At 66.1% G+C, this 12,895-nt stretch carries 5 protein-coding genes; all 5 read right to left on the bottom strand.

Annotated features, from left to right (window positions below; genetic code table 11):
• Window positions 1-87 precede the first annotated feature (87 nt).
• The 5 genes from BS329_RS42795 to BS329_RS26480 all read right to left on the bottom strand — a co-directional run bounded on the left by BS329_RS42795 (window position 88) and on the right by BS329_RS26480 (window position 12,826).
• Window positions 88-549, bottom strand: coding sequence for a hypothetical protein (locus BS329_RS42795; RefSeq protein WP_143253209.1), 462 nt, complete (start codon window positions 547-549; stop codon window positions 88-90).
• Between the two features lie 81 nt (window positions 550-630).
• The gene (locus BS329_RS26495) at window positions 631-7,482 is read right to left on the bottom strand and encodes an RHS repeat-associated core domain-containing protein (RefSeq protein ID WP_076163967.1); all 6,852 of its coding nucleotides are present in this window, start codon (window positions 7,480-7,482) and stop codon (window positions 631-633) included.
• A gap of 55 nt (window positions 7,483-7,537) precedes the next feature.
• Window positions 7,538-11,740, bottom strand: a complete 4,203-nt coding sequence (locus BS329_RS26490; protein ID WP_076163966.1) for a LamG domain-containing protein — start codon at window positions 11,738-11,740, stop codon at window positions 7,538-7,540.
• 125 nt (window positions 11,741-11,865) lie between these two features.
• Window positions 11,866-12,267, bottom strand: coding sequence for an immunity 7 family protein (locus BS329_RS26485; RefSeq protein ID WP_076163965.1), 402 nt, complete (start codon window positions 12,265-12,267; stop codon window positions 11,866-11,868).
• A 10-nt stretch (window positions 12,268-12,277) separates the two neighbouring features.
• Window positions 12,278-12,826, bottom strand: coding sequence for a DUF2716 domain-containing protein (locus BS329_RS26480; protein ID WP_076163964.1), 549 nt, complete (start codon window positions 12,824-12,826; stop codon window positions 12,278-12,280).
• Between the last annotated feature and the right edge of the window lie 69 nt (window positions 12,827-12,895).

Here is a 12,895-nt window from a genome sequence, read left to right as displayed (position 1 = left end):
CCCATATCCATGGTTCGGCGGGGCGCCCCACTCCGCGTATTTCTTCACTTCACCGTCTCCACCACACACGATCGTCGCATGGGGCGCTCAACAGTCTATCTTGTATTCGTTCCAGCCAGCGGACGCGAGCATACGGGTTCCCGATTTAGCCAATTCTCTCGCGGCGGCCGAATAATAGCCTTTTTTGGGGTAGCCTTGCATATCCAGAACTGGATTGAAGATGGAGACGTTACCACGTATCATCAAACCTCGAGCTTTCTTCATGACCGTCTTCCAGGTGGCCAGACTCGATGCGTCATCAGTCATCACCGCCATATCAGATTCGCGAAGGAAGTCCTCGGAACGACTACCTGGCGAAATTACCAACACGTCAGGATTGCGCTGCATGAAGTCGAACGACGAAACCGCACTTGAATCGATCGAATGCAAGCTCAGCGACAGCCGGTCTACTTCACGAGAATCCGGAAGCCCCGCACTGAGCCGCTCAAGGCCAACAGTTTCCACACGATACTCAGGAGCAAAGGACTCCAGCGCGACGTGCAGGTCCATCTCTCGAGCCCATGAGATCGCCCACTCCACAACTTCCGCACGGTCAGCATGAAATTGAAGTGATAACTTCACAAAGATTCCCTAGTTATACGGCACGAAGTGCATCTCGACTCCAGCGGCTTCGAGGTCCGAGATTGCTTGAGCCTCTCGTTTGATCGGAGCTCCACTCTTGGCCTGCTTGCCCACATTGATACCGTACCGCGAGCCATTCGGACGGTGAACGAGAACATCCGGTCGCCGACTGCTCTTGTAACCGCCGACGGTCTCAATCGCCTTTTCCGGCAAGACCCCTCCTCCCGCAACTACCGCACCATCCGTGACAGTCCTGGCTACTTCTTCGATTTTCAGGTTGTGCGGCCCGGTGCCGGCCGGCTTCGGCCCTCTCTTGGCCGCGCAGTTGTGGGCGAGAACGCTCGTCGCACTGCTGCCGACGTAGAAGGCGTGGATGCCATCGATCGTGAGGTCGTGGACAGGAGACACCTGCGTGAACTGCCGAACCGCGGTGACGACCGATGACCGACCATCCGGCGAGTGTAGGTGCTGCCCGGGGACCAGGTCGCCGATCGCTACCCAGTCATCGGCTTCCTCCACCCAGACGAGGTGCCAGTCCGTGGCCACGATCGTGCCGGAAACGCCACCGGACGCGACGGTGACCTCGGTCCGCTCGTCCTCGTCGTCGTGCACGACGGTGCCGACGACGCGGCGTCGCTCCACACCGCCGGTCTCCGGATCTGTCGTCTGCACTTCATCGTCGATCCGCACTTCCTCGATCGGCTTCGTCGTGCCATCCGCCATGAGGACCCGCGTACCGGGGACGAAGCTGTTGCAACCGGACCCGCCGTCAGCACCGCCCATGGCCGCGGCCGCGGCGCCGACGACGCCCTCACCTTCGCTGACGGCGACCACAACTTGGACCGCGTTCGCCGCCATCTCGGCATCGGCGAGGATCCGTTCCGTGTCGGCGATGACCTTCTGGGCCTTCTCCACCTCACGGCCGAAGGTCGCTAGAGCCCGCGCGCCCTTCCAGAAGCTGGCTACGATCTCGCCGACCTTCAGGATCTTGCCCCACGGGATGAAGTTGAGGAGGGTGCTGATGCACGAGCCGACCGAGCCCTCGATACAGCCCATGATGTCGTCCCAGCCGATGAGGCTCTTGATCAGCTCACCGGCCGCGTCGATGAAGACGTCCCATTTGGACTTCTTCACAACGGCTTGCGCTTCCTTGTAGGACTTCTCGTTGTAGCCGCGCTTGGCCTTCTCCCGCTGCTCGGCCGCATATTTCTTGCCCTGCGGTGACGACGGGGAGCTGGCCATCACGGTGCAGCTCTTGCTGGCCTTGGCAGTGCAATAGTCGGCTTGTTCGGTGCCCTCGCGGCAGAACAGGCCGTCCTCGCCCATGTGGAAGCAGGCCGACATGCCGGACGGGTCCGTCATGGTCACCGGCGAGTTGTTCGCGTAGGCGTACGGGTTCCACAGCTGCGGGACGGCGGGGTCCAGCACCGGGTCGGTCTTGGTGAACCGGCCGAGCGCCGGGTCGTACTCGCGTGCGCCGAGGTGGGTCAGACCGGTCGCGTCCTGATAGCCGCCGACGAAACCGTGTTTGTCCGGCCAAGTGGACGGCGCGGGACCGCGTGGGTTGCCGAACGGGTCCATGTAGCGCTGGGTGGGGGTGAGTGTTCCCGCCGAGATCGCCAGGCCGTTCGTGCCGTGGAGGTCGCCGAGCATCCACTTGAGGCCGGATCCACCGACGCGCACCGCGACCTGAACCCCGCCGTGCTGGTAGAAGCGGGTCGCGGTCACCCCGGTCGTGCCGGTGGTGATGACCAACTCTAGGTCGCCGATCGCCAGCGTGGTGCCGGTCGGAGCGCGGGTGACGAGCCGATTGCCTTCGGCGTCGTAGATGTACTTGCTTTCACCCGTCGGCGTGGCGACACCGGCGGTTCTTCCTTCGTGGTCGTAACTGAACGTCTGGGTGTCGCCGCCGACGTTCCGCGTCAGCATCGAGCCTGCGTCGTCGTAGGTGTAGCCGCTCGTCGACGTGCCGTTCGGGCCGCTCGTGTCCACCTTCTGCAGAGCGTGCGGCTTGACTGCGGTCGGCCCTGCCGCCGGATAGGTGGACGTACTCGTGACGTCGCCGGTCGACTTGTGGTCGACCTCCTTCGTCCGGTTGCCGGTCTTGTCGAAGGAGTACGACTTCCAGTACGGCGCGGCGCCGCCGAGCGCCGACGCCGACTTGGCCGTCGCGCAGTCAGCCGAGGACGGAGTCCACGCCTCGGTCATGCGCCGTTGGTAGTCGTACTCGAAACACTGGGTGTCGGACGGCGCACCTGACGGGGTGTCCGAGATCTTCGTGACGTTGCCCGCCGGGTCGTAACTGTAGGTCCGGTTGGTCAGCTGCGATCCGATCTGGCTGGCCCGGTTGACGGTGGTCGTCTGCGGGCGCCGCATGATCTCGTCGTAGGTCTGGGTCACGCCGACGTTCGCGGTGGATTTCTCACCGTCGAACTGCATGCGGGACATCTCGTTGAAAGAGGTGTAGTCGGTCTTCGACACCAGGTTTGTGGTCGTGCCCGAAGAGTCGATCGCATACGACGTCGACGGCAACCCGAGTTCGTTGTACGTGTGCCGTACGTGTTCGAGCGGCAGGTTGCCCGCCTTCGGGCTCACCGTGGACGCGACAGCGCCCGTCGCCGTGTAGGCGGTGCTGAACTCGTATGTCCCGGCCAAGCCCTTTTCGACGGTTGGGACGTCGACGGCCTTCTTGGTCGGCCTGCCGTACTTGTCGTAGGCCGCGACGCGGGTGACGTACGCGTCCGTGCCCACCCACCGGGTGGATGAAGCGGGCAGGCCGATCCCGTTGGTGATCGAGTCGTAGGTCCAGCTCGCCAGTTTGGTGCCGGTGGGTGAATCCGCGGTGGTCTGGGTCTTCCGTCCCAGCTTGTCGTAGCTGAAGAAGGTGGCCTTGCCACGCGAATCGGTGCTCGACGTCAGCTGTCCGCCGTCGTCGTAGGTGTAGGTCGATTTCCCCGCGTCCGGATCGGACTGCCAGACCTTGCGGCCGCGCAAGTCGTACCCGGTCGACCAGACGTTGCCCGCCGCGTCGGCCATCGACGTCATGGCGCCCGCGGCGTTGTACGTGTAGTTCGTGACGTCGGCCGGATTGGCCGCTCCCGGCGTGTACCCGTCGGTGTGGAGGAGCCGCTGGACGGTCTGCCCGTGGACGTCGGTCACCACGGTCTGCGGTGACGCGCCCCGCGGCGGAATGGTCGTGACCCGGTCGCCGCCGTGGATGGTCGACGTCTGCCACTGTTTGACGCCCTTGGACATCAGGATCGACGCCGTCGCACGCGCACGGCTGTCGTACTCCGTCACGGTCTGGTTCAGCACCGTGTTGTCCGCGACGGTCACCAGGTTCGCGACGGGCCCGGAAGCGTTGTTGAAGTACCCGTTGTTCGACTTGAACGGGAGCCCGCGCGAGTCGTAGACGGTGTCGCTGATGATCCGCCCGCCGCCGGACGCCGCGGACTGCGCCTGCCTCGTCCGCCCGAGGCCGTCATAGATCGCGTACGACGTCGTGTACTCGCCGTTGTCCTGCAAGGCTTTCGTCGCCACCGTGGTGGGGACGGCGGTCGGTGACGTCGCCGCGTCGGTGTAGGCGAAGGTCGCCGTCGCCTTGTCACCGTCGAGCTTGCTGCGCCCCGGATTCCAGACCGCGGTCTTGCGTCCCAGCGCGTCATAGGTGATGTCCGTGCGGACCTTGTTCACGTCGACCGAGAACAGCGGGTTTCCCCGCGCGGGTTCCTTGGTGGTCGTCGTCACCCAGCCGAGGGGGTTCGTCACGGCGACTTCGGCGACCTGTCCTCCGGCGCTGTGCACATACGCGGTCTTCGTCACCGCGCCGGACACGTCGGTCGACAACGTCTCACGGCCGTAAGCGTCGTACTCGTTCGTCGCGGTCGTCACGAACTTCTTTCCCGCGGCGTCCCAGGCGCTCAGCGTGTCCGTGCGTGTGATGTCGCCCGCCGTCGGCGCGGCACCGAAGGCCTGCTTGTCATAGGAGACCTTGACGTTGGTGATGACCGTGGACGCCGTCGCCGTACCCGAACAGACCCCGGCGAACATCACGACTTCGCTCGACTTGTCGAACATCCCCCCGGCGTTCGGGACATAAGTCGTCTTGGTGCACGTGTCGTCCGTGGCGACGCCGGTGTCGCCGAGGTCCTCCTGCTCGACGACGAGACCGTTGTCGTTGAACTTCTTGTTCACCTGGTTACGGCGATAGGTTTTGCCGTCGGACAGCAGGGTGCGGCCTCGCACGGTCGCGGTGTCCACCGAATGCGCCTTGAGCAGGCCGTCCGCACTTGTCGCCGTCGGACCGCGTACCCAGGGGTCGTTGATGGCCGCGTTGTCCACCGTCGTCGTGCCGGGAAGGTACGTCCTGGACTCCCGGAGGAACCCTTGCAGGGGATCCTGATCGACGATCGTCCCCTTTTCGGAGTCCTCGACCGAGACCGTGCGTTTGCCGCCGTTCGGCAGCTGGTCGCCGTCCATCCCGCGCAGGTACAACGACTCCGTCACCGTCTGGGTGGCGGACGGCTGGCCGATGGACGTCCGCACCACGCCGTAGCCACGCCATTGGCTCCAGGTCTTCCGCTCCTTGGGCGTGAACTGACCTTCGTCGTAGTGCCAGGCGGCGTCGCCGAGGTAGTCGTAATGCGTCTTGACCGCGACCCCACCGGCCGTCAGGTCTTCTTCGGAAATGTCCGTGACGACGTACTTGTGGAACCAGTCGAGGACCGGGTCCTTCGCCGCCGGCGGACTCCAGAACGACGCGTAGCAACGCATCGTGTCGGTCTCGGGTGACGCGGGCATACGTGTCCCCGCGACGCAGTCGGGTCCGGAGTAGGCGACACCGATCCGCCCGCCGGTCTCGGTCCTGATCTCGTTGACCCGGTAACGGGTGATCGGGGAGTACTTGTCGTTGACCGTGTCCACCCGGTTCGCGAACATGAATCCGCCGAAAGTGGTGGCGGGGCGGGTGATGCTTCCGCCGCCGCCCTTCCCGGTGTGGGTGACCGAGGACAGCCACAGCGCGGACGGGGAGGCGTCTCCGGTGCCGGGGAACGTGTGTGCCAGGTTCCAGACGTCGACATCGGTCTGCGTGCCCGCGTTGTTGTACTGCGTCCGGACCGTGGTCAGCCGTTTGCGGGTGAAGAACGCTGGTGACCCGTAGTCGCAGGGTTTGTCCTTCGCGCAGATCTGTTCGAACGGGACGTCCGGCCAAGAGGCGGCGGTCGTCGCATTCAGCTGCGCGGGAGCACAGGTGACCGCACCGGACGGGAGGCAGCGCTCCGCGGTTTCGAAGACGACCTGGTTCGTGGGCGCGGAACCGTAGACGCTGCCGTCCTTCAAGCGCAGGCCGTACTCGATCCGCAGGGGGTATCCACCCGCGGTGTACTCGGTTCCGTTCGTCGTGACGTTCTGGTTGAGCCCGTAGTAGTTGATCTCCGGCTGGTAGTAGTACGTGCTGGCGTTCCCGTGCGGGTCCACCACGTAGTCCAGGTTCCAGCGCCACGGCTGACGGCAGGACGAACCGGCGAAGTTGTTCGGCTTGTAGCAGGCTTCGCCGTCGTTGTTGCCGAACACCGGGACCGTCCAGGTGGACTGGGTCTCGGCTTTCCCGGACGACCATCCGGGCGGACGGTTGAGTCCCAGGAAGTACTGGGTCCCGTCGCCGGTGGTGACCTTCCAGTGCTGCCCGTCCTGTGCGTTGTTCGCGGCGCCGTTGAGCAGTTCGATCTTGGCGCCGTCGTCGTTCTTCGGCCGCCATTGATTCGTCCCGGCGAGCTTGATCAGCTCCGTCGACTTCCCGCCGAGGACGAGGGTCGCGTTGTCGATGCCCCAGCACTGGTCGCCGGTCTTGGTCTGTCCGTTGTTGCCGCCGAGGTCCTCACTGCACGGCAGGTAGTTGCGGACCACGTAGCCGCCCGGCGTGAAGTCCCATCCGTCGCCGACCCAGGACGCCTGGTTGTTGGTCGCGGAGGTCAGCCCGTCGACGCCGCTGGACGAGTACGAAAGCGCGAGGCTCGGCGCCGCGCCGCTGGGCGCGGACGGGACAGCGAACGGATAGTTGTAGGAGAAGCTTCCGGAAGACCCGCCGCTGGACCAGGACCCGGCCGCGGACAACGGCTGGGCGGACACGTTTCCGGCGGAGCCACTCGCGGCCGCAGTCACCGCGAAGACCCGGGGCGCGGCACCGGCGAGCGCGACGTCGGCCGAGACCTGCCGCGTCTTGCCGTCGTTCACCGTCCCGGCAACCGGGGTCTTCGTCCGGCACTCGGCCTTCGCCGGTGTCACCAGCGCACAGCCCGGCAGTTCCACCAACTGCAACCGATCGGCCCAGCCGCCGCCATAGGCGCTCCCGAACGCCCGATAGTCCACCGCGACGCTCACCGGCTCGGCGCCAACACCCGTGTCGGTCACGGAGAGCACCACGCCGTGGAGTCCGAGTGCCTCACTGGCCTTCTGGTCCGCGACACGGACACGGACCTTCGGCGCCTTTTTGGCGGCGGCAGTGTCCTTCGCCTTCGCCCAGCCGACCTTGACCGGAGTGCCGCTCGCGGCGTTCTGGACGCCGAGCCCTTGCGGCTGACGGCCGGCGAGCACTTCGACCTCCGATTCGGCCGCTCCCGGCCAAACCGGCGGAGTCACCTTCGCGTCGGGCACCACCGGCGGCGGCGACGGCGGGGCGACGAGCGGCGTGACCGGGACGCTCTGGTCCTTCTGGCCTGGGCCAAGCGACCAGCCCGGTGCGCTCCCCTTGCTTTCGAGCGCGATCGCCGCGCCACCGGACGCGAGCATGATCGCGGTCACGGCCAACGCGGTGACCTGGGAAAACCGGCCTATGCGGGTCCAGCGGATGTCTTTACGCATGACGAAGCCTGCCCAAGGTTTCAAATGGAGCGTCTGCCAAGCCGGAAGAGGAAATTCAGGGGTGGTCGAGAATCATGTCCGCGGCGATGCGCTGCGGGTCCAGTACGCCGGTGTAGACGCGAACGCCGCGAACATCGCCGTACCAGTAGTCGGATTTGTATCCATCCCAGATGCCCCGTCCGAGGAACAGACTCGCGATATCACTGTTGCCCGCCCAGCCGGTGACGCCGGACCGGCACACGGGCTGGAACTGCCTCTCGTCTGTCTCCGCGTAGAGGCAGGCCACGTCGGTGACCGCGTCGTAGGTTCCGGTCAAATGCGTCCAGGTGTTCTCGTCGACGCTCTCCGACGTGACAGCGACCCCCGGAGTCGGCTGCCCCGCGGTGGCGGACGGCGAACTGGCCAACCAACTCCATTTGCCGTACCAGTTCCCTGCCGCGTCCTTGGACGGCCGGTACCCGAGCAGGAAAGGCGAGAACTTCGGGTCGTTCAGCGCGACACCGGCCCGAGTGGCGTCGTCTCCACCGACGCTGTTCGAAGGACTGCGAAGCTTTGCGTCCTGGATGTCCTCCGGCGTCCACTTGTGTCGCACCCAAGCTTCCACGGTGAAACTCCGATCGGCGCGGAGTGCGGGCGGGCGCGGACTCTCGATCTGCCCGGTCCACGACTTGTCGAACTTCGCGACATTGACGCCGTTGTCGTTCACCATGGCCGCGCCGCCCGAGACGACACCGGCCGCGCCGGTGACCCCGTCGTTGGTGTTGCCGTCGAGCTGGTAGTTCGCCCGGAGCACAGCGGTGTTCGCGAGTCCGGCGGTCTCGGCGGCGGGAAGTGCGCGGTCCCAGACCTGAACCTGGTCGATGCTGCCCTTGAAGTAGGGCGACGGCTGGCCTTTCCACCGCACCTGCCCGACGGCGAAGCCACCTGTCGCGGTCCACGCGGACCCCGCGGGAATGGCTGTCTGCCCTTCGAGGACACCGTTCACATAGATCAGCACTTTGGCCGTGGAAGAGTCATAGACGCCAGTCAAATGCGTCCAGACACCCACCTGCGGGATGCTGGTGGAGGACGCCCACCGATACACGTCTCCATCGTCGTCGGCGGCTGAAAGCCCCATGATCCACCGGTTCACGTCCGGGGAGTAGCGCAACTGGAAGGCACCGGAGCGGATGCCGTCTTGCCCGGCCACGACGTAGTAACCGTTGGCATCGGCCAGCTTCACCCACGCCGAAACGGTGAAGCTCTGCGCGGTGTCGATCACCGGCGTTTTCGTCTGCCCGTAACCGGGTCCGTCGCTGACGAAGGCCTGCCCGGACGACTGTCCGACCTTGCTCTCGGTCGCGGATTGCCCGGCGGAGTCGCTGTAACCGGTCGCGAACGCCGAACCGGGAGCGAAGGTGAGCGCACCGTCGTTTCCGGTCGCGTCCACCGTGCTGCTCTCGAACGCGTATTCACGGATGGCCGATAGACCGGTCGGCACACCGTTGTTCCCGTGCAGTGAACCGACTTCCGACGCGGTCAGCGCGCGATCGAAGAGCGCGACCTCGTCGAGTTTCCCGGAGTACAGGTAAGTCCGCGCACCGCCTGCCTTTCCGCCGCCCGCGACCAACGGCCCCGCACCGCCGGAGCCGGTGGCGGTGACCGTGGCCTGCGCTTGCCCGTTCACGTAGAGCGTCGCCGTTTTCGCGGCGGCGTCGTACACGCCGGTCAGATGCGTCCATGTCCCTTCCGCCGGAGCGGAGGTGGAAAAGGCGGAACTCTGCGCGGGGTTGGCTTGGGCCGGGTCGGCGATGCTGAAGGCCCACTTGCCGGATTCGTGGTACTGCAAGGCGAAACCGCTGCTCTGGCTGCCGTCCTGGGACAGCACGACCCGCCTGCTGTTCAGCCCGGCCGGGTTCACCCAGGCGGAAGCCGAGAAGGACTTCGCCGTGTCCACCACCCGCGCACCGGTCGCGAAGTAGTCGCCTGCCTGGCCGGACAGGGCCGCGCCTTCCCCGATCTTGCCGTCGGTGAAAGCTCCCTTGCCTTCGCCGACGTAACGCAGGCCAGGTGCCTGGGAAGCACCGTCGCCTTCGAACTGCCAGGACGCGAGAGGCGCCGTGACGTCGCGGACGCTGAAGTTGTAGTCGACCCGGGTCGACGGTGTCTTCGCCCGGTTGCACGACCAGACACTCAGGACGTGCGTCCCCTTCGTCTGCGGGGCGATGGCGACGGTCGCGGGCCCGCTGTACGCGGCGGGTTTCACGGTTCCGGGCTCGGTCCCGTTGCAGGTGGGCGGCGCGGTGTTGTCCAGCTTCCACACGTAGCTTCCGACCGAGGTCGGGGTGTTGGCCACCGCGAAGGTGAAGTCACCCGCCCGGCCGGGGCCGCCTCCGAAGCCGCCACTCGGATACGTCTGGGACGACACCGACGGCGCGGCGGGAGCGGACAGCTGCACCTCGACCTCACACGGAACGGCCCAACTGGTTTCGCGGCCGTCGGTGACGTGTGCGTCGAAGGAGTAGATCCCGTCCGCGTTCATCGACGCGGTGGACAAAGTGGCCTGAGCGTTGCGATTCGCGACATTGGAATCGCTCAATACGTTGTCGACTCCGGCTTCACGACCGTCCCACGCGTAGTTCCCGGTGCTTACCCAGCCCTTGTAGACACGGAAACCGGTGTAGAGCATGCCACCGTCCGGATCTTGGACGTTCGCCTTGACCACGTAGCCGGTGCTGGTGCGGCCGAGCACCGGGCGGATCCGCGGCATGCCAGGGACGGGCGGGACACAGGAATGCGTCGAAGTCCCGTTGACGATGGCGAGGTTGAACGGCGCGTTCGGACGCGAGTTGTAGGTGACCGAGAACCCGACCTGGGTGGAGTACCTCTTCCAGGTCTTCTGGTCGTTCTCGTTGGGCGAGACGATGCCGAAGGTGAAGGTCGGCCCGCCGGCGTTCACCAAGCTCACGATGGTCGGGAGGACGTCGAACCCGACGTTGGTCGGGCAGCCGTTCACTCCGCCGAGCCAGTTGCCCAGTGCCGGGCCACTTCCGAACTTCAGCCCTGGAACGATCGGATTGGTCAGCACCACGTTGTTGGAGCCGCCGCAGTCCTTCGAGTTGGTCACCGCCAGGTTGAGTTGCGCGGTGTAGATCAGCTTCCCGGCGAGGCCGCCGAGGTTCATCTCCACGAAGGAGCGCGCGGTGACGAGGTTTCCGGCGCAGCTCGAACTGGAGTCGTAGATGTACCCGGCCTTGAGCTGGTCGCCCGTGTCCCAAGCCGCCTCGCCCGGCGTCTTCGAAGCGCCGCAGGCGTGCTGGACCAGGTAGTGGTTGCGACCGCAGTTGGCGCAGTAGTTCGTCTGCCAGGTGGGATCGACGTAGACCGGGTATGCGGCGTTCGCCAGCAGGTCGGCGTCGGGGGTGAGGAGCAGCGCCTTGCCCGAGATCTCGGTCGCGACCTTGGCCTGGCGCCCGCCCGCCGCGGGGCCGCGGACGAAATCCACCGAGCCGGGTTCGACGCCCGACGAGTCCCACATCAAGGGCGCCTTGGCCAGGAAGACGTCGGCCCCCTTGGTGTCCTTGACCCGCAGAGCGCCGTCGGCGTCCTTCGTGACCTGGCCGTTCTTCACCGGAAGACCCAGCTTGATCTTCGCGATGGCCGGGTTCTTCGCCGCCTCCGGCGTCTTGATCACGACGACCTCGTGGACCTTGTCCACGTCGACCTCGACCTTGAGGTCGATCCCGGGAAGGACCTCGGGGTAGGTGGCCGTGGCACCCGAAACCACCGGCTGGGGAAGCGCACCCGGCCAATCGAGACCCACCGAGGTGCCGTTGGCGCTCAACTGCAGCAACGGCGAGGTCCCCGCGGTCTGGACGTCGCCCCGCCGCCCGGCGGACAGCGAGATGTCGGCCATCGCGGCCTTCGGCGACAGTGCCCCGTTCGGGCCGGGGCTCAGCGTCGAGTCCGCGGGAACCCAGTCACCGCCACGAGGGACCCGGACCGGTCGGGTGTTCTGCGTCCGCGTCAGGGAGCCGTCGGGGTTGGCGACGGTTTCCGACCGCTCGGAGGTCAGGTCGTCGATCCGGACCTTCTTCCGGCCCTCCTTGGCGAACTTCGTCGCGGATGCGGTGTCGGGAGCGGAATTCGGTACCGCCGACGGCGCTGGGGAAGCGGCTTCGGCCGGAGATGCGAAAGCCGTGGCCGGAAGTACCCCGAAAGCCACGGCCACCACGACGCTGACGACACCGAGACGCGATCTCAGGCGCGACGATCTCACGGCTGTTCCCCCTCGTTCCGCGGGGATGTGCCACCCGCACCCTGCTGAACTCTGTCCTATTCGGACGGGCGGGAAAAGCAGCCGAACAGCCTAATTTCGATCATCCACGAAACAGCAGGTAGACCTCAGATCTCGTAGCCGTCCAGCACGGTCGGCGCGACCGGGGACAGGTGGTCGTCCCCGCGTTCGGTGACCAGGCCACGTGCCATCCGGTACACCCGGAACTCGTTGTCGTGCGCGGGATCCTGGTCGTCCCAGACGTGCAGGAGACCGTACGAACCCGGCGCGAGGTCGCCGACGCGGGTGAACAGGTCCACCAGCTCGGTCCCGATCGCCGTGCCGTGTTTGTCCATACCGCCCAGGTGCAGCACCGGCACCCCGGCGGCCCAGCGCAGGTCCACCAGGTCGCCGTCGTCGAAGTCGCGGACGGCGCGGTGCACCCGCTCGACGATGCGCTCGAGCAGCGCCGCGTCATCGTCACCGGAAGGGCTCGCTTGGATGGTCACCCACCCGTGGTATTCGAACACCCGACTGAGTTTAGGCAGGTCCGGCCGTCATCACCGTCGGCGCCCCGTCCCGCCGCAGCACGTTCTTGAAAACTCGCTCACCGTGCCGCTCGAAGGCGGGCACCAGCTTCTCGCCGTAGACGCACAAGGTCCGCTCCCACGGATGCCCGAGTGTGCCGAAACGGAAGTCGTTCGCCAGGAACAGATGGTAATCCGTACGCGGGAACACCTGAACCGGCCACGGGTCGAGCGCGGCGTGCCGATGCGGGTAGAAGCGATACGACTGGTGCTGCCAGTGCAGCACCCACACCCACTCGTCCTCGGCGACACAGTCCTTCAACGCCGACAGCGCGACCCGGGCGACGTCGTTCTGCTCGACGGCGTACGGGCCGAGCCGGAATTCAGCCGACGACCGGTCGGCTCCCTCGGGCGCGAGGTCCCACGCGACGGACGGCGCGGGTTCACGGAAGCCCGGCCAGGCGTGCGAGTAGGTGCTCGGCCAGAACGCGAGCTTGTCGTAGACCCAGTACCAGGCGGGCTCATCTGAGACCCTGGAGACGGCTTCCCAAGCGTTGTTCACGAGCGACCCTCGGTGGTTCGGCCGATTAAGACTGGGAAAGCTTCGTGTTCGGGGGCCGAGTTGTCCAGT

The organism is Amycolatopsis coloradensis (assembly GCF_001953865.1).
GTDB lineage: Bacteria > Actinomycetota > Actinomycetes > Mycobacteriales > Pseudonocardiaceae > Amycolatopsis > Amycolatopsis coloradensis.
This window is presented reverse-complemented; position numbering and strand designations above follow the sequence as displayed.

Coding starts and splice junctions, on each gene's coding strand:
- BS329_RS42795 (WP_143253209.1), bottom strand. CDS start 549: ATGGACCTGCACGTCGCGCTGGAGTCCTTTGCTCCTGAGTATCGTGTG.
- BS329_RS26495 (WP_076163967.1), bottom strand. CDS start 7,482: ATGCGTAAAGACATCCGCTGGACCCGCATAGGCCGGTTTTCCCAGGTC.